This window comes from Clostridium estertheticum, assembly GCF_011065935.2.
Lineage (GTDB): Bacteria > Bacillota > Clostridia > Clostridiales > Clostridiaceae > Clostridium_AD > Clostridium_AD estertheticum_A.
This window is the reverse complement of the sequence record NZ_JAAMNH020000001.1, coordinates 4,778,776-4,798,737: the sequence shown is the minus strand read 5'-3', so window position 1 is coordinate 4,798,737 and position 19,962 is coordinate 4,778,776. Positions and strand designations below refer to the sequence as shown.

Sequence of the window (19,962 nt, the reverse complement as noted above, 5' to 3'; positions counted from 1 at the left end):
GAAAACTACGAGGAGGTTAATGTTTATGAAAACAATTGCGGTATTAACAAGTGGAGGAGACGCACCAGGAATGAATGCGGCCCTTAGAGCAGTAGTTAGAATGTCAATATATAAAGGCATAAGAGTTATGGGTGTACAAAGAGGATATAGTGGACTTATAAACGGTGAACTTTTTGAAATGGATAGACGTTCTGTTTCTGATATAATTCATAAAGGTGGAACTATTCTTAGAACTGCCCGTTGTGAGGAATTTAAAACTCCAGAAGGAAGAGAAAAAGCAGCTAATGTACTAAGAGTCTTTGGCATTGATGGCCTGGTGGTAATTGGAGGAGATGGTTCTTTCACAGGAGCACAGTATTTATCAGAAATGGGTATTGCAACAGTTGGTATTCCTGGAACTATAGATAATGATTTGGCTTATACTGAATATGCTATAGGCTTTGATACAGCATTAAATACAGTACTTGATGCTATAAATAAGATAAGAGATACTTCAAGTTCCCATGAAAGAATTAGTGTAGTTGAGGTAATGGGAAGAAATTGTGGAGACATAGCCTTATATGCCGGAATTGGTGGCGGGGCTGAAAAAGTAATTATTCCTGAAAAAGGGTATGAAATAGATGATTTATGCAAAACTATATTTGAAGGTAAACTCAGAGGCAAAATGCACAATCTAATAATACTCGCTGAAGGCGTAGGCGGAGCAAATGAGCTTGCTAAGGAAATTGAAGAGATAACAGGAATAGAATCCAGAGCTACCATACTCGGGCATATTCAAAGAGGTGGAAGTCCAAGTGGCTTTGATAGAATGCTTGCTTCAAGAATGGGAGTAGCAGCAGTAGAAGTTCTTATGGAAGGTAAATCAGGAAGAGTAATTGGTATGAGAGATGGCAAAATAATTGATGAAGATATCAATACTTCACTAGCAATGCCAAGAAAATTAGACGAAGAACTATATGAAATATCAAAAATTCTTTCTTATTAGAAATTAACTAAAAAACTTAAGATAAGCCTATTTAATTAGATATTAAATACAAAAATAATATTCAATAAGGGGAGTAATTTATGAAAAAAACTAAAATTATATGTACAGTAGGACCAGCTAGTGACAATAGTGAAACTATAAGAAGCTTAATCAATGCAGGAATGGATGTTTCAAGGCATAATTTTTCTCACGGAGACCATGCCGAACATAAGATAAGAATGGACTTAGTAAAAGAGCTTAGAGTTGAACTTAATAAACACATTGCTATAATACTTGATACTAAAGGACCAGAAATCAGAACAGGGAATTTTGCAGCTGGTAAAGTTGAGCTAAAAGAAGGCTCTAAATTTACAGTTGTTTGTGGTGAAGAAGTTATTGGAGATGAAACTATTTGCTCAGTTACATATACTAAACTATATGAAGATGTTAAACCTAACGATACTATACTAATAGATGATGGCTTAGTTGGACTTATAGTGAAAGAAATAAAAGGCAAAAGAATAGAATGTCTTGTTGCTAATACTGGTATGATAGGTAACCATAAAGGCGTTAATGTACCTGGAGTTTCAATAAAGTTGCCTGCACTTACAGAGCAAGATATTGAAGATTTAAAATTTGGAGTTACCCAGGAAGTTGATATTGTTGCAGCTTCTTTTATAAGAAAAGCTACGGACGTACTTGATATAAGACGTATACTTAACGAAAATGGTGGAGCAGATATACAAATATTCTCTAAGATAGAAAATAGAGAAGGAGTTAACAATATCGATGATATAATTAAATTCTCTGACGGTATTATGGTGGCAAGAGGAGATCTAGGCGTTGAAATTCCTACTGAAGAAGTTCCAATAGTTCAAAAAATGATTATTGAGAAATGTAATGCTGCTGGAAAGGCAGTTATAACAGCTACTCAAATGTTAGATTCTATGATGAGAAATCCAAGACCAACTAGAGCAGAGGCATCAGACGTTGCAAATGCAATATTTGATGGTACAGATGCTATAATGCTCAGTGGTGAAACTGCTAATGGTAAATATCCTGTTGAGGCAGTAATTATAATGTCTAAAATAGCGCAAACTGCTGAAAATGCTCTTAATTATGCTGAAAACTTAAAGAAGAAGATAAAATCTCATATTCCTAATGTACCAAATGCTATTAGTTTAGCTACTTGTAATACAGCTATGGAATTAAATGCTTCAGCTATTATTACTGCAACCCAAAGTGGAAATACAGCTAGAAAAGTTTCAGCTTACAGACCAGAATGCCCTGTTATAGCAGTTACTCCTTATGAAAAGGTAGCTAGAAGTTTGGCATTAAACTGGGGTGTAATTTCAATATGCGCAGAAAAAGTAGAATCTACAGATGAGCTTATAGATAATTCAGTGAATATTGCACTAGAAGCGGGCTATGTAGAAAAGGGAGATTTAGTAGTTATTGCTGCTGGAATTCCAGCGAATTTTGTAGGTAGCACAAATATGATGAAGGTTCACATTGTTGGAGATATATTACTTCAAGGTAAAGGAAATATAAGTGCATCAGCTTGTGGTACTGCTTATTATGTAAAAAGCGCAAAAGAGGCAAATGATACTATGCTAGATGGAGATATTTTAGTAGTGCAAACATTAAGCAGAGAATATATCGACATATTAGATAGAGTTTCTGGAATTATTGTAGAAGAAGACGAATTAAGCTCAAGTGTTGTTATTGAATGTACATCAAGAGGAATTCCAATAATATATAATGCAACTGGAGCTGAAGAAATTATTAAAACTGGTTCATTTATAACAATGGATGCTGCTAGAGGTATTGTTTATAGCGGTAGGGCTAATATAAAATACTAAAAAATAGTTGAAAATGTTGCTAGAAAGATTGTCAGATACATGGCAATCTTTCTAAATTCGAAAAATACTTTACATATTGAGTAAAATTATGTATAATAAAAACAAATATGGTCATAATTATGAATAAATACCAGGGCAACTGATTTCTATTTGAGCATCTATATGGTGCTTTTTTTTATTTTATTTGAGAAAATCATAAAAATTATAATTTTAATTATCTTTATCTTTCTTTTCTATAGTATAATAAAAACAAAACTACAAACTATAATTAAAAATAAATAGTGGGAGGGATAAACATGAACGGAGCTTTAAGTTGTACTGCAACCAATTGTGTTAATAATATATCATCAATATGCTCAGCGAGGACTATCCATGTTTCGGGTTCTGATGCCCATAGTAGCGAGGAAACACAGTGTGAGAATTTTGCTGAAAAGGGATTAAAGAATTCATTAATTAATGTGCTCAATATGAATGTGATAGGAGAATTAAAACAAACATTTAATAGTGAATCAATAGAGATGAGTCCAAGGATTAGATGTGAAGCTAAAAATTGTAAACATAATGAAGATAAAACATGCTTAGCAGATAATATTGTAGTATATGGGAAAGATGCTTTAAGTAATGAAAAAACAGAATGTGAGACCTTCGAAGAATAAGGTCATTTTTCAATTGTGAAGTGTGCATTTTTTTCTAAAAGGCATCTTGAAAGAAATATTTTTTCAGGATGCCTTTAGTATGGGGAAATAGTTATAGTTACAGGGAAAGTTAAGGATAAATATAAGGGTAAGGTAAAGGTAGGAGGAAAAATGATGAAAAGTAAGAATAGAATTGATAATTATGTTGTTCCAGTTGAAAAAAACGAGGACTATATAATGACTATAGATAACATGGGATACGAGGGTGAAGGGGTAGGTAAGATAGACAACTTTACCGTGTTTGTAGCTGGTGCAATTATAGGTGAAAAGGTAAAAGTAAAAATTGTTAAGATTTCTAAAAGTTTTGCCTTTGGTAAATTATTAGAGATAATAGAAACATCAAGTAATAGAATAGAGCCAGTTTGCAGTATATATAAGAACTGTGGAGGTTGTAATCTACAACATATAGATTACAAGGGGCAATTAGATTTTAAAACTAATAGAGTAATACAGGTTATAAACAGAATAGGGAAATTAGAAGATGTGATAATACATCCTACAATAGGAATGGAGAGTCCCTATAATTATAGAAATAAGGTTCAATTACCTGTGTCAAATAAAAATGGTCAAGTAAACATTGGTTTTTATGCAGCAAGAAGTCATGACATAATAAACATGGAAACCTGCCATATTCAAGATAAGGTGGCAGATGTTGTGGTAAAGCTTACAAGACAATGGATAAAAGAGTATAATGTCCAAAGTTATAATGAGGAAAATCACCAAGGATCACTTCGCCATATTATGATTAGAAAAGGCTTTAAAACAGGAGAAGTAATGGTGGTGGTGGTTACTAATGGTAAAAGCCTTCCACATAAAGAAGAATTTATAGCACTAATTACTAAAAAGATTCAAGGGATTGTCAGTATAGTACAAAATATAAATAGTGAAAAAACAAATGTAATACTAGGAGCTAGCTGCATAACACTATGGGGAAAAGATACTATAACTGATTATATAGGAGAATTTAAATTTGAAGTCTCTCCACTGTCATTTTTCCAAGTTAATTCAATTCAAACAGAAGTACTGTATAGTAAGGTGCTAGAATATGCAAATTTAAGTGGTGGAGAAGTGGTGCTGGATGCTTATTGCGGTACGGGAACCATATCCTTATTTCTATCTCAGAAGGCGAAAGTGGTATACGGCGTAGAGATAGTACCAGAAGCCATTGAAAATGCTAAAATAAATGCTATTGAAAACAAAGTAAATAATACAGAATTTATAGTAGGTGAGGCAGAAAAAGTTATTCCAAAACTTATTAGTCAGGGAATACGTGCTGACGTAGTGGTAGTTGACCCACCAAGAAAGGGTTGTGATAAAATTCTTTTAGAAGCCATTGCTAGTATGGGACCTATTACTGTAGTTTATGTTTCTTGTGACCCAGGTACTCTAGCTCGCGACTTAGGAATTTTAGATGAACTTGGATATAAGACTATAGAGATTCAGCCTGTAGACATGTTTCCTCAGACGGCTCATGTGGAATGTGTTGCGTTAATACGGAAGAAATAGACTGAAAGTAAGGTCCTAGATGAATTAGATAAATACCATAAAAATGTGAAAAAATATTATTTATCACTAAATTTGGGGTAGTTTTTCTATTTGCTCAAAATTAGATGTAGAAAGTGAAGAGAAAGGGAGAATTCATAGTAAACTATGATTCGCCCTTTTTTTATCGAAAAAATAATAAGGAAGTTATGTAAACAATTTCCCGTAAAATATTTTGTTTTATGATATAATCTCTATTAATATAACAAATCAGTGAAAAATATAAATAAATTTGTGTGAATTTATAGAAAAAAAGGGAGTTAAAAATTATGAAGTATGATTACCATATAATAATTATTGGAGCAGGAAGTGCAGGTCTAGTGGTGGCTTCAGGGGCGGCAACTCTTGGTGCAAGGGTTGCTCTTATTGAAGGAGAAAAAATGGGTGGGGATTGTCTGAATGCAGGTTGCGTACCAAGTAAGGCATTTTTGAAGTGTGCTCATTTAGCAAAGGATATAAGGGAATCTCAGAAGTATGGGTTAGACTCTATTATAAATGAAGTGAATTTAGAAGATATAATGAAAAGAGTAAAATCTGTCATAGAAGAAATAGAACCGCATGATTCAAGGGAAAGATTTGAAAGTTTAGGAGTGGAGGTAATCATAGGGCGGGGAGAAGTGCTAGATGGGCATACAGTCAAAATTGGAGAAAGAATAATTACTTCAAAATCAATTGTAATTGCAACAGGATCTGAACCAGTTATTCCTAAAATTAAAGGCCTAGAAGATATTTCATATTTAACAAATAGAAACATATTTGATTTAAAAAAATTACCAAAGCATCTTATTATTTTAGGGGGAGGACCAATAGGACTCGAGCTGGGGCAAGGATTTAGACATTTAGGGTCAAAAGTAACTGTCATTGACATGAGTGATAGTTTATTCGGAAAAGATGATGCAGAGGTGGGACCAATAATGGAAAAGGTGTTCATCGATGATGGAGTTATTTTAAAGTTAAACGCAAAAATTGTAGAGATTAAAAAAAATAATGAAAATATAACTGTGGTAATTGAGAAGGGTGGTAAAATCGAGGAAATAACTGGAGATAATCTATTAGTGTCCTTGGGAAGAAAACCAGTTACCCAGGGATTGGGGCTTCAAAAAGCTAAGGTAGAATTAAACGAAAGAGGCTTTGTAGTAGTTAACAAAAAGCTTCAGACAAGTATAAAAAACATATACGCATGTGGAGATGCTGCAGGTCCTTATCAATTTACACATATGGCAGGATACCAAGCAGGAATTGTGGTTAGAAATATTATTTTTCACCTTGGTTCAAAGGTGGATTATTCAGTAGTACCCTGGACAACCTATACTAAACCAGAGGTAGCACATGTTGGATATACAGAGCCTATGGCAAAAAAAATAGGAGTATTTAAAGAAGCTATCATAGTTCCTCTTGATGAGATTGATAGAGCTAAAACAGAAAATGATAGAATTGGGTTTTTAAAGCTTATATTGGGCGAAAAAGGAAAAATAATTGGAGCTACCTTGGTAGGAGAAAAAGCAGGGGAAACTATTCCTTTGGCTACCCTTGCAATTAAGAAGAAACTTAAAGCAACTGCTTACCTTAGTATGATATTTTCTTATCCAACAGAAGCTGAAATTTTTAGTTTTGCTTCTCTAAAGATTTTGAAAAAATCCTTCAAGGCATGGCAGAATAAACTTGTAAAATTAATTTTTTTAAGATAAAGAAAGGATGATAAAGATTAGAGAAATGTTTAAAATTATAAAAAAAATTATTATGGAAAAACCTAAAAAATTATTGCTGGTGGGTGGTGGTCATGCTCATATATTCCTTATAAAACAGTTTGCTTTAAAACCTATTCCTGGTGTTGACCTTTTTCTTGTGTCTGATTCTAACTATCAGTATTATTCAGGAATGGCCGCTGGATATGTGGAAGGAATCTATGGCTTAGAAGAAATTTCCTTTGATTTAAGGAAAATGTGTAGGCACAGTGGGGTGGAGTTTATTAAAGGTAGGGTAACTGGAATTGATGCGCAAAATCGATGCGTTACTCTGGAAAGTGATGAAATAGTGCCTTTTGATATTCTTTCATTGGATACAGGTTCAGATATGGCAGGGGGAAATGTTCAGGGAGTTGTGGAATTTGCGTGGTGTATCAAGCCATTAGGAAACCTAATTGCACTAAGGAAAAACTTCATAGGGCTGACGGCTTATGAAAGTCAGGTGGTGATAGCAGGTGCTGGAGCTGCAGGAATTGAAATGGCTTTTGCCTTAAAAGCCTTATCTGACATAATGAAGAAAAACATAGAAATCACTTTAGCACACAGTGGGAATTTAATATTAAAGGGTTACCATGAGAACGTCAGAGAAAAAACCATGAGAAAGCTTAATAGAGATAAAATTAAAGTATTATCTAATCATAAAATATCGAGTATTTTAGAAAAGGATATCTTCATGGAGTCTGGGAAACAAATAAACTATGATTTTTTAATATGGGCTGCTGGCCCAAAGGCAAATCCACTGTATAAATCATCAGGGTTTAGCGTTGATAAGGATGGTTATATGATAGTGAATTCATATCTTCAGTCCGTTGATTATGATTTTATTTTCGGAGCAGGAGACTGTATCTCCTTTTCTGAGTTCGCATATGTAAAGAAGGTTGGTGTTTATGCTATAAGGGAAGCCCCATACTTGTATGGAAATCTACTTAGATTCATAAGAAATGAAGGATTACAGAGATATATACCTCAGAAAAACTATTTGGCGATTATATCCGCAGGGGAGAAACAAGCGATTATGCAGTACCAGGGAATGGCTATATCAGGGGGAATGAGCTATAAATTAAAGGGATTTATTGATTGTAGGTTTATGAAAAAATTTAAATTTTATTGAAAAGTTTTAAACTTTATGAAGAGGTTTATAAAAGAATTTGTCGGAAAATTCTGATTTATAAAAAGTTCTAAATAATATATAATAAGTGTGATAAAACTAAAAAAGGGGGAATTTTTTATGGAATCATTCGGCCAACTAATTGCCCAAATTGATGGATGGATATGGGGCATACCACTTATTGTTATATTGTTTGGTACTCATTTATTTTTAACTTTTAGGCTTAAATTTATTCAGCGTTACATATTTAAGGCTATAAAGCTTTCTGTAACTAAAGATGATTTTGGTGTAGGGGATGTAAGCCAATTTAGTGCACTAACCACAGCGCTTGCAGCTACTATAGGAACTGGAAACATAGTTGGTGTTGCAACTGCAGTTGGCCTTGGTGGACCAGGCGCAGTTCTTTGGTGTTGGTTAACAGGTGTTTTTGGAATAGCTACAAAGTATTCTGAGGCTTTATTATCTGTTAAGTACCGTGTTAAAACTAAAGATGGTACAATGGCAGGAGGACCTATGTATGTTCTAGAACATGCGCTTAATGCAAAATGGGCAGGAGTATTATTTGCATTATTTACAAGTGTTGCGGCTTTTGGTATTGGCTGTATGGTACAAGCTAACTCAGTATCTGCCATGGTATATGAAACTTTTAAAGTTCCAACTTGGGCTACAGGAATTCTAATGGCCATATTAGTAGCAATTGTTATATTGGGTGGAATAAAGAAAATAGCTAAGGTTTGCGATATTTTAGTTCCATTCATGGCTATATTCTATGTACTTGGTTGTATTATACTTCTTGCAATCGGTTACAAAACTATTGGAAGTACAATAGCATTAATATTTAGAGATGCTTTCTCACCTCAAGCTGCAGCTGGCGGATTCGCTGGAGCAGGTGTTATGATGGCAATGAGATATGGTGTTTCAAGAGGACTTTTCTCAAATGAATCAGGTCTTGGTAGTGCACCAATAGTTGCAGCAGCAGCACAAACAAGAAACCCTGTAAAGCAAGCTCTAGTATCAGCAACAGGAACTTTTTGGGATACAGTTGTTGTATGTGCAATGACGGGCTTAGTTCTTGTAAATTCAGGTTTTTGGAAACAAGGATTAAAGGGCGCTGCACTTACTAAAGAAGCATTCGCAGCAATACCTGTTATAGGACCTATAATTTTAACAATAGGACTTATTACATTTGTATTTTCAACTATACTTGGTTGGTCATACTATGGAGAAAAAGCAATCGAATACTTACTTGGTAAAAAAGCAATTGTTCCTTATAGAGTACTTTGGGTTCTATTTGTCTTCATTGGCTCAGTATTCTCACTTACTCTAGTTTGGGATTTAGCAGATTTATTTAATGGATTAATGGCACTTCCAAATTTAGTTGCTTTAATATTACTCAGCCCTGTAATTGTTAGTGAAACTAAGAAATATTTATGGGATGATAACCTTGAAGCAATAGATACTGATCCAATAAGACAAGTTGATGAAAAAGGAAAATCTTTACCAATGTAATAGAATTTTATAAATAATGCTCCTGGCACGTTAAAATGACAGGGGCTTTATTTATTTTATAGCGTGAAAGCACTAAAAGTTTAAGAATTGTTTACATATACTAAATTTTAAATACTGCTATATTGTAAATATTGTGATAAAATATTAATGTATTTGAATTGAGAGGAGAAAATCATGAATATTCTAAAAAAAGTATTTAAAGATTGGATATTGCCAATACTCGCAGCAATTATAATAGCATTTATCATAAATAAGGTTATTTTCTTTAATGTGTCGGTTCCAACTGGGTCAATGCTCCCAACTATAAACCTAGATGATAAGATTTTAGTAACAAGAGTCCATAATAAGAACAATCTTAAACGTGGCGATATAATAGTATTCCATTCTGATGAATTAAATGAAGATTTAATAAAGAGACTTATTGGATTACCAAATGATGAAGTGGAAATTAAAGAGGATGGATCACTTTACATAAACAAGGAAAAGGTAAACGAGAGCTATGTTAAAAATCCCGGTGGCAAAGCAGGAGTAAAATTTAAAGTTCCAGAGGACAGTTACTTTTTTATGGGAGATAATAGAATAAACTCATTAGATGCCAGGTATTGGGCACAGCCTTTTATACCTAAGAAAGATATAATGGGCAAAGCAAGAATTATAATTAGTCCTTTTAGCAGATTTGGAAAATTAAAATAATAAAATAGCAGAGTATGAATGCAAGTTTATACATCTGCTATTTTCATTTTTTTTGAAAAGGTTTTTTGAAGTTAAAATATGCACTGTTAAATGGTTGTAGTATAATCACAATTAAAGGAAATTTAAGGCATAAATATCCTAGTAAAGCTTTACATTTGCTAAGAAACTATCTTAAAAATTGGGAAAGATTTGTAGGTATTTTTTTGAGCGTTATTAAACAAAATACATCTAAATTAACAGAATTTTAAGAAAATTAAAAAGAAAATCTGTATAGTTTCAAAATACATAGTAAAAGAATAAAAATATAGTGTAAAATGATGTAAAATGGAGTATTTTGTAGATATATAAGTAAAAAATTAATTTAATATGAGAATTTCGTCAAAAACAACGGAATTTCATGTTTAGTTATTTTTAAAACATATGCTATTATAAATTATATTAACAAATGATTAACATTTACAATTAAAGGAGGATATATCAAGGAGAAAGCTAAAAAACTCTCTCATACAGCTTACGGTGGTAATAAAGGTGAAGATTATTTACCATTTGTACCAGCTAGTCAAGCAATGCCAGAAATAATGGCAATATCAATAATTCTAGGTATGACTATGTTATGATTATGTTCAATAAATATAAAAGGGGGTACTTCTAATGGATAATAAATTGTCAAAAGATGCATATGGTGGAGTAGATGGTAAAGACTACGTTCCTTACGTTTCCAGTGGTTCTAAATCTGGAGGAAACGTTGCCGTATTAATAATTGGTATTTTTTTAGCTGCTTTATTCGCAGCATCAACTGCCTATTCAGGTATGAAATCAGGGCTTACAGTTGCTGCTGGTATACCTGGTTCTATAATAGGTTCAGCATTTATAGCTGCATTTGCTAAGCATAAAGGTATACTTGCCAAAAACTTAGTTCAAGGTATGTCAAGTGGTGGAGAATCTGTTGCTAGTGGTATAATATTCGTTTTACCAGCAATTCTTTTAATAGGTTCTAAAGTTACTTTCTTAGAAGGTTTTGTTGTTGGTGTAGCTGGAGTTTTATTCGGTATAGGAGTAGCTGCTCTTGTTCACAATTACTTAATGATTGAAGAACACGGTAAATTAATGTACCCTGAGTCAATGGCTATATCTGAAACACTTGTTGCTTCAGAAGGTGCTGGAGATTCAATGAAGTACATGGGAATTGGGTTCGGAATTGGTGGTATTATAACTGTTATAACTAGTTCATTTTTGAATGTAGCTAACAACGTTATAAGCTATGTAAACGAATCTTTCTACAAGTGGAAACTTGAAGTTGAAGTTAGCCCTCTATTATTAGGTATAGGATTTATAGTTGGTATAGAGGTTTCAGTAGCTATGTTTGCTGGTTCTATATTATCTAACTTCGGTATTATGCCTTTAATAGGTTACTTCTCAAATCTTGGAAGAGATGGTGTAACTGTATGGAATAATCCGAGTGTTGCTATAAACGCTATGCAAGTTAAAAATATAGCTGGTAGTTATGTAAAATATATTGGTGCTGGTATGATGCTTTCTGGTGGTTTAATAGGTGCTATAAAGCTAATACCTACTATAATATCTTCTATAAAAGAAACTATGAATGCTAAGGCTTCAAATGGTGCTGGCAGTTCATCTGTTGGAAACATGATATTACTTGGTGGTATAGTAGTAGCTTTTATAGGAGGCTTCGTGGTATCTGGTGGTAATATATTAATGGCAATCACAGCTTCTATTCTATCATTATTCTTATCACTACTATTTGTTATAGTTTCTGGTCGTTTAACTGGTACTATAGGAACTTCAAACCTTCCTGTATCCGGTATGACTATAGCTTCTATAGTTGTTGTAACATTGTTATTTGTTGCAATGGGATGGAAAAATCCTGCAAACAACAAATCTTTACTTTTATTTGGTACATTTATGGTTACTGCTATATCTGTAGGTGGAGGTTACGCTCAATCACAAAAGGTTACTTTCATAGTAGGTGGAGACAAAAATGAAATGCAAAAATACTTTGCTATATCGGGTATAGTTGGTGTTATAGTAGTTATTGGTACTATATTATTACTTTCAAGCAAACTTGCAATGACTGGTGATAATGTTCCGTTTGCACTACCTCAAGCTAACTTAATGGCAACATTAACTGATGGTATAATGTCAGGTAAATTACCTTGGGTTATGATAATTGTTGGTGCTGTTATGGGAGTTGTTTTATTTTTATTAAAACTTCCTGTAATGACAGTTGCTATAGGATTCTATTTACCAATAGCTACAACTTCTATAATCTTAATAGGCGCATTAGTTCGTGCATTTATAGAAAAAACTTCTAAAACTGAAATAGAAAAAGAAGTTAAAGTTTCTAATGGTATAAGTTTATCTTCTGGACTTGTTGCCGGTGGTTCTATATTAGGACTTGTAGGTATAATACTTCAAGTAACAGGAGTTATAAAAGGAAGTGGACCAAGTGGGTTTGGTGCTTCTAATGGAATGGCATTTTTAATATTAGTAGGTCTAGTAATAGCTACTATAATACCTATAATGAACAGTAAGGTAAAAAATGTTAAAAAATAATAAAAATGTTTAAACACGATATTTAAAATCTCTGATAATTTAGAGTGCGAAATAGATAAAGACAATATTGTGACTGTATAGAAAAAATAAATTTCAAATACAAAAGATGGCACTGCATTGTAGTTGCCATCTTTATTTATTACTTCCAGCAAGCCACAATTCTCTAAATTGATGTTCTTTGGACTTGGATTATGGATTTACTTGTATGCTACGAAAATAGACAAAAAAACTACTTAATGTTATAATTTAACTACGGTATACAATATTAGACTCAATAAATAATAAATATAATGCCCTAACTAGCTAATTTAGTAGTTTAACTATTTTATTAGGTTATCTACTTTAATACATTAAACCCACATAAAGTGGTTTAAACCGATTTATGTGAATATAGCTACGAATGTAGACTAAAAATGGAGGGAAACTAATATGGAATTAAATAAATTAATTGACGCTATGAAAGAAGATATTGTTAAGTCTACTCAGGAAGTCATAAGAATTAAGAGTATAGAAAGTGAACCAAAACCTGGCATGCCTTTTGGCGAAGGTGTAGCTAAAGCACTAGAATCTGCTTTAAATACTGCAAAGAATTTAGGCTTTCATACAGTTAACTTAGATGGTTATGTTGGATATGCAGAGTACGGACAAGGTGAAGATTATGTTGTAGCTTTAGGTCACTTAGATGTAGTGCCTGAAGGCGATGGATGGATTTACCCACCTTATGGTGCAGAAATTCATGATGGTAAAATGTACGGACGTGGAACTACAGATGATAAAGGGCCAATAATGGCAACACTGTACGGACTAAAAGCCATTAAAGATGCAAAATTGCCTATTTCTAAAAGAATCAGAGTTTTATTTGGAACTAATGAAGAAACAGGAAGCAAGGAACTGGAACATTACTTAGAAAAAGAAAAAGCACCAGTTGCTGGTTTTACACCAGATGCAGACTATCCAATAATTAATGGAGAAAAAGGTATAACTATTTTCAACATTGTAAAAGATTTTAATAAAGTGAATTCAAGTGAAAACCACATAAAATATATTAAGGGTGGGTCAGTAGCTAATATAGTACCTGATTATTGTGAAGCGGCAATTGTAGCTAAGGACGCAAAAAATGTTATTATAGCATTAGATGCTTTTGCAAAAAAAATGGATTACAAGCTTTCAGCAGAAGTTAAAGAAGATATGGTAATAATTAAATCTATAGGTGAAGCAGCTCATGGAAGTACACCAGAGCTTGGAATGAATGCTATAATGCAATTATTTGCTTTCCTTGGAACGTTAGAACTTGGAACAAACGATGTGGCAACATTTGTAGAATTTTTAAATGTGAATATAGGTATGGAAACACATGGTGAGTCTTTTGGCGTTTGTCTTGAAGATGAAAATTCAGGGAAATTATCTTTTAATGTAGGAGTTGTAAGTATGGATGAAAATTCTGCTACAATGACTTTAAATTTAAGATACCCAGTAACAAACAAATTAGAAGATATGATGAATCCATTTAATAATAAAATACAAGGAACTGGAATAAAAGTAGAAAATTTTGTTCATCAAGAGCCATTATACTTTTCACCAGAAAGCCCAATTATCAAAGCACTTCAAAAAGTTTACACTGAGCAAACTGGAGAAGAAGCTAAATTAGTATCTATTGGGGGAGGAACTTATGCTAAAGAAATGCCTAACACTGTAGCATTTGGACCAATGTTCCCAGGAGAACCAGATACTATTCATAAGAAAAATGAATATATCACTATTGATAATTTAATGAAGAATGCTAAAATATATGCTCACGCATTATATGAATTAGCTAAGTAGACTTGCATCTTATTTTATAAGATGCAAGTCTTAGCAAAAATGCATTAACTTATAGACCTATATCTTATAAAATAAGATATAGGTCTTAGTATTTTAAAGCAGTATATTTTTGCAATTAATTAATATAAAAGCTGTAGAATTAAAATGAATATAGAGGTATAATATAATATTATGAACAAGTTAAACTCTATAAATAATATTAAACTTATAGTGAGGGATAATTATGAAAATAAAAGAGATCAAAATGGGGAAAATTAGTACCCCTTTGAAACAGCCATATAGAGTAGGAAAGAGATTTCTTACATACTCTGATGAAATAGTCATAAAGATGATTACAGATACAGGGGAAGTAGGTTATGGTAGTGCAGCACCAACACCTTCTATAACTGGGGAAACAGAGAATTCAATTATTGGTGCAATAAATTATATTAAACCTGATATCATAGGTCTAGACATTGATAATCTTGAAGAAATTATGAAAGTAATTCACAATGCTATTCACGGAAATAATAGTGCGAAAGCGGCTATTGATATTGCTATATATGATTTACTTTGTAAAAAATATGGATTGCCACTTTATAAATTTTTGGGAGGATACAAAACTTCATTAACTACAGATCTTACAATAGCAAATGATACTGTGGAACAAATGGTAAGGAAATCCTTAGAAGCCGTATTGGATGGGTATACATATTTAAAGGTAAAAATTGGAAATGATATAGACCTTGATATAGAGAGAGTAAAAGCAGTAAGAAAAGCAGTAAGGCGCGGAACTAAAATAAGGGTAGATGCTAATCAAGGGTGGAGACCGAAGGAAGCTGTAAGTATTATTAGAAAGTTTGAAGATATGGGACTAGACATTGAGTTCGTTGAGCAGCCAGTTAATGCTTGGGATATAGATGGACTAAAATATGTTACGGATAATGTGGAAACGAAAATTCTTGCAGATGAAGCAGTTTTTGGTCCTTCAGATGCCTTTAAGATAATTGAAAGAAGAGCAGCAGACCTTATAAGCATAAAGCTTATGAAGTGTGGAGGCATAAATAATGCAATAAAAATATACAATATGGCAGAAAATATGGGAATAAGATGCATGATGGGCTGTATGCTAGAAAGTAGAATGGGCATAACAGCAGCAACTAGTTTTGCGGCATCAAAATCTAATATGATTAAAGCAGACCTAGATACTATGCTGTTATTTGAGCATGATTCAATAATTGGTGGAGCTTGTGTTACAGGAAATAGAATAAGTATTAATGATTCTCCAGGCCTTGGTATTGTAGATATTATTGGATGGCATGAAATTTTATAAAAATATAACCATTGAAATGGGGTGATAGTTTTGAATAATAACGAATATGATATGGGTGATACTCTCATAGAAGTGGAATTAAAGAAGCAATTAGAATTCAATATAGAAGAAGAAAAATTGAAGGTTGATGTTGAAATTATTAGTGAAGAAATTCTAAAATATATTGAAAAGAGAAAGGAAATCACAAGATATATTTTAGAATATAGAAAAAAAGTAATTGAAGACTATAGAGATGATGAAGATATGGTAATAGAATATTTTGATCATGAGATATATGTTAAAGAAGAAGCCTTTAAAACTATTGATAGAAGACTTAAGGAGTTAACGGAGCTTAAGAGCTCTCCTTATTTTGGAAGAATTGATTTTTCAGAAGAAGATTTTGGTATTAATAAAATGTATATAGGAAGATTTGGAGTTACGCCAGAGGATACATATGAACCACTAATAGTAGATTGGAGAGCTCCTATTGCATCTCTATTTTACACTGGTGCACTAGGGGAGGCTGTTTATGAGGCACCTAAAGAAAAGGTACTCGTAAACATTCTAGCTAAGAGACAATATATTATAAAAAAAGAAAAGCTGATGGGTATGTTTGACTCAGCTCTAGATATAAAAGATGAGATACTTCAAATGGTGCTTAGTAGCAATGCTTCAGAAAAGTTGAAAGATATAATAATGACAATACAAAAGGAGCAGGATGATTTAATAAGGCAACCAAGAACCAAAACCATTGTAGTGGATGGTGTGGCAGGAAGTGGAAAAACTACTATAGCACTTCATAGAGTAGCATATTTACTTTATAATTACAGAAAAATACTTCAAGATAAGGTTCTAATACTCGGACCAAACAATGTATTTATGGAGTATATATCTTTAGTGCTTCCGAGCCTTGGAGAATCAGGGGTTAAACAGACAACCTTTAGAGACTTTGCCTTTGATATTTTAGAGATTCAGGAAGTAATGAGTCTAAAAGAATACATGGAAAAAGTACTGAGTGGGGAAAGTGAATTTACAGAAGACATTATGTATAAAAACTCTATAGAGTATAAAAATTTCCTTGATGATGCGGTAGAAAAATTAGGGAATGAGTACTTTAAAATTGAAGATATATTTTTTATGAATGAGATAATATTATCTAAAGAAGACATAATGGAAATGTTTTATAATTATTTTAAAACTATGCCCTTATTTAGAAGAAGCAAGAAAATTAAAAGAATTATTTATTCTAAGATTAGGGATGTTAGAGATGAAAAAGTTAGATTTATACAAAAAGAATATGAAAAAACTGTATCTTCATTATCTGAAGAAGAACAGAGTTTTAAAGTAAATGATTTGGAGTTTAATAGAAGACTCAAAATACGAGAAGTTATTAAAGAAGTAATAACGTTAAAAAGAGATCTTACTTGGATGGAGTATGGAAACTGTGTTGATTTATATAACAAGATCAATGGCTATAAAAGATTAACGGAAAATGATTTAGGCGGTATCTTGTATTTTAAAATTAAGTTAGAGGGAATAAAAATTTCTGAGGAGATAAAACATGTAGTAATAGATGAGGCTCAGGATTATAATCAACTTCAATTCCTAGTAATAAAGGAATTAACAAGGTGTACTTCCTTAACTATAGTTGGAGATAGTAATCAAAGGATTATTCCATATGAGGGAAGTCTTCCTATGCACGACTTAAAAAATATACTCCCACAATGTAATGTTCAGGAGTTTAAACTAAATACTAGCTACAGATCTACAGTGGAAATTATGGAGTATGCTAATAAATACTTGAGTGCAGAGCCTATTGTTCCTATAGTAAGAAATGGTGAAGCTGTAACTGAAAAATCAATTTTTGAAGAGGATGAATTTAAAAGTTATATAGAACAAAAAATTGAATATTTTAAAAGTAAGGCATATGAAAATATTGCAATTATCTGCAAAGATATAAGTAAAACAGAAAAGGTCTATAAGTTAATTAAAGATAGTGCTAAGGTTAAAATTATTAGCAATGAAAATGCAGTGTATCATAGTGGAATTGTGGTCATTCCATCCTATTTTGCTAAGGGACTTGAGTTTGATGCAGTTATCATGGTGCTAGAAGGCCCAGGTGATACCGGTGATGAATATAAGCAAGAGGATAAGCTAAGATATGTGATGGCAACTAGAGCATTGCATGAGCTTCATGTGGTTAAAAAAAGTTCATTCTAAAATGGACTGAAAATTTTTTCTTATATTATGCTATAACGAAAAGTATATATTGCTTGAATGCTTTCGCGTCGCCAAGAAATTCTAAATTAATTTTATTGAAAGAGACTAAAAATTACAAACTCGCTAACTCTCAAACATGTAATTTTCTTAACGTCTCTTCCACTAAAATTAATTTAGAATTTCTAAGGCTTGCTCAAATGCATTCTGCGCAATATATACTTTTGTTAGCATAATACAAGAAAAAAGAGTTTAGTTCAAAATTCCATATGGTCACCGTTGGACATCGTGTCTCAGGGTTAATCGATAGCCATCATTGGTCCGTAAAAATTCATTTTAATTTATCCTAAAAAAGCGCTAGCGTAGCCGTAGGCTTATTGAAATTTATATTACAATGCAAATATGTTTGTGCACATAGATTTTGCTTTTAAAAGTCTTTAAAGGCGATAGCCTCCTTTAGAATCATTATGCCCATACAGGTAATCTGTTTTGTTAGAGAAGCAATTTTATAAAGAAATTGTATTTGACGAATTACTATATACGATAATTTAAACTTAGTACTCTATGAACTAAAAGGGAAAGAAATTTCTGCATAGTTTTTTACACAACAAAAGCTACCACCCATTGTAAAAGTAGTAGCATTTGTCTCTGCGACTATAATAGAGCCTTTTAAATTGAACATTATAAACTACCGCGTTAATTCCTCCCAATCTTCAATAATTTCATTTAATTCTATTAGTGTACTAGTTTTATCCTCGGAGGATATGGAACCGCGAAGTCTTGCAAGGTTTAAACTTATATTATATAGTTCATCTCTTTCTACGCTAAATTGAATGCGTGGTATAATTTTTTTCCAAGCAGTATCAATACTTGCGATATCTTGCTGAAGTATATCCCACTTTTCAACCTTTGCATGTTCTATAGACAGCTCTACAAGTGAAATCACATCTTCTGAGGGGTTGCGAGGCTTTTTCAAATAATTACCACCTAACATCAAAAGTACAAAGACTGTTAAAGTAACTATTGCTATAGCGTATGATATAAATTTTTTCATAATTACTCCTTTATTTTTATTTGTCCTTTTTTTCAACGTCATCTTCATAACGATCTATAAATAAACCACTGGTCGCATTATAGGTAGCTAAAAATACTTCATTAGCATCATTAATACCTTTCTTTTTTAATTTCGTCATTAGCCATTTTTCATTCCTATTAATGCTAGTTAAGTTATCTTGTAAAATAGTTCCATCATAAATTACTTCAACATCAATATTTGCGATGGAAGCTTTAATCTTTAAATCCTTTGGTGTAACTGAATCACATTCAGCTTTTTTTAAAATGGATAATTGTCCATTTTTTTCTAATACTGCATAAGCTACGTCTCCTAGATCAAAAACATCTTTATCTCTTAATTGCTCTAGAAGATCACCTATAGTGTAACGAAACTTTTTCATAGATTCCTCAAGTATTTTCCCATTTGCAATAACAATAGTGGGTTCACCATCTAGGTATTTTTCAACAGTCTTTGATTTAAGAGTTATTAATTGCAAAATTAGGCATAAGACAGTCCAAGTAAATAAGCCTACCCAGTGAGGCCATGCTCTGCTAGTTAAATCTGTAGTTAGAGATGAAGCTGTAGAACCTATAGTTATGCCAACTACATAATCAAAAAACGTCAGCTGACTAATCTGTTGTTTTCCAAGAACACGAGTAAATATTAATAAGGTAAAAAAACCTATAATCCCTCTCACTAACGTTATGAGACCTTCATTCATAAAAACACCTTCTTTCCATGATATTATCCCCAAATTTATCATTTGTATTTATTTTTGAAATTTTAAATAAAATATTTCAATTAATTGTTAACCGTCCCCATATCTAGCCGAGAAACTTGCCACTTGCCACGTGGGTGGCACCAGATATATAATAAGCGTGTATCTA

The 19,962-nt window shown here is 32.5% G+C and carries 14 protein-coding genes; 12 read left to right on the top strand and 2 right to left on the bottom strand.

Annotated elements, in window-relative coordinates; all coding sequences use genetic code 11:
- The first annotated feature begins 25 nt into the window (after window positions 1-25).
- From pfkA to G9F72_RS22750, 12 genes are all read left to right on the top strand, one after another.
- Window positions 26-985: a 6-phosphofructokinase gene (gene pfkA, locus G9F72_RS22805; RefSeq protein ID WP_164959574.1), complete on the top strand. Its 960-nt coding sequence runs from the start codon at window positions 26-28 to the stop codon at window positions 983-985.
- Between the two features lie 80 nt (window positions 986-1,065).
- Window positions 1,066-2,826: a pyruvate kinase gene (gene pyk, locus G9F72_RS22800; RefSeq protein WP_164959575.1), complete on the top strand. Its 1,761-nt coding sequence runs from the start codon at window positions 1,066-1,068 to the stop codon at window positions 2,824-2,826.
- A 296-nt stretch (window positions 2,827-3,122) separates the two neighbouring features.
- Window positions 3,123-3,482, top strand: a complete 360-nt coding sequence (locus G9F72_RS22795; RefSeq protein ID WP_164959576.1) for a DUF1540 domain-containing protein — start codon at window positions 3,123-3,125, stop codon at window positions 3,480-3,482.
- Window positions 3,483-3,635: 153 nt separating this feature from the next.
- Complete coding sequence (gene rlmD, locus G9F72_RS22790) at window positions 3,636-5,027, top strand: 23S rRNA (uracil(1939)-C(5))-methyltransferase RlmD (RefSeq protein ID WP_164959577.1); 1,392 nt, start codon at window positions 3,636-3,638, stop codon at window positions 5,025-5,027.
- A 305-nt stretch (window positions 5,028-5,332) separates the two neighbouring features.
- Window positions 5,333-6,751 carry a dihydrolipoyl dehydrogenase family protein gene (locus G9F72_RS22785; RefSeq protein ID WP_164959578.1) on the top strand — a complete coding sequence of 473 codons (1,419 nt, stop codon included), beginning with the start codon at window positions 5,333-5,335 and terminating at the stop codon, window positions 6,749-6,751.
- 7 nt (window positions 6,752-6,758) lie between these two features.
- On the top strand, window positions 6,759-7,919 hold the full coding sequence (locus tag G9F72_RS22780) for an FAD-dependent oxidoreductase (protein WP_164959579.1): 1,161 nt from the start codon (window positions 6,759-6,761) through the stop codon (window positions 7,917-7,919).
- Window positions 7,920-8,036: 117 nt separating this feature from the next.
- Entirely contained in the window at window positions 8,037-9,425 is a 1,389-nt protein-coding gene (locus tag G9F72_RS22775; protein WP_164959580.1) for an alanine/glycine:cation symporter family protein, read from the top strand.
- A 174-nt stretch (window positions 9,426-9,599) separates the two neighbouring features.
- Window positions 9,600-10,118 carry a signal peptidase I gene (lepB, locus tag G9F72_RS22770; protein ID WP_164959581.1) on the top strand — a complete coding sequence of 173 codons (519 nt, stop codon included), beginning with the start codon at window positions 9,600-9,602 and terminating at the stop codon, window positions 10,116-10,118.
- A 651-nt stretch (window positions 10,119-10,769) separates the two neighbouring features.
- The gene (locus G9F72_RS22765; protein ID WP_164959582.1) at window positions 10,770-12,692 is read left to right on the top strand and encodes an OPT family oligopeptide transporter; all 1,923 of its coding nucleotides are present in this window, start codon (window positions 10,770-10,772) and stop codon (window positions 12,690-12,692) included.
- 429 nt (window positions 12,693-13,121) lie between these two features.
- A complete protein-coding gene (gene pepV, locus G9F72_RS22760; protein ID WP_164959583.1) occupies window positions 13,122-14,513 on the top strand; it encodes a dipeptidase PepV in 1,392 nt (463 codons plus the stop codon).
- A gap of 223 nt (window positions 14,514-14,736) precedes the next feature.
- Window positions 14,737-15,825, top strand: coding sequence for a dipeptide epimerase (locus G9F72_RS22755; RefSeq protein WP_164959584.1), 1,089 nt, complete (start codon window positions 14,737-14,739; stop codon window positions 15,823-15,825).
- Window positions 15,826-15,876: 51 nt separating this feature from the next.
- On the top strand, window positions 15,877-18,024 hold the full coding sequence (locus G9F72_RS22750) for a HelD family protein (protein WP_164959598.1): 2,148 nt from the start codon (window positions 15,877-15,879) through the stop codon (window positions 18,022-18,024).
- 685 nt (window positions 18,025-18,709) lie between these two features.
- Here G9F72_RS22750 and G9F72_RS22745 read toward each other — a convergent pair.
- The gene (locus G9F72_RS22745; RefSeq protein ID WP_224676221.1) at window positions 18,710-19,075 is read right to left on the bottom strand and encodes a DUF4363 family protein; all 366 of its coding nucleotides are present in this window, start codon (window positions 19,073-19,075) and stop codon (window positions 18,710-18,712) included.
- A 16-nt stretch (window positions 19,076-19,091) separates the two neighbouring features.
- Window positions 19,092-19,796 (bottom strand): DUF421 domain-containing protein, encoded by a 705-nt coding sequence (locus tag G9F72_RS22740; RefSeq protein ID WP_164959585.1) that lies wholly within the window; start codon window positions 19,794-19,796, stop codon window positions 19,092-19,094.
- Between the last annotated feature and the right edge of the window lie 166 nt (window positions 19,797-19,962).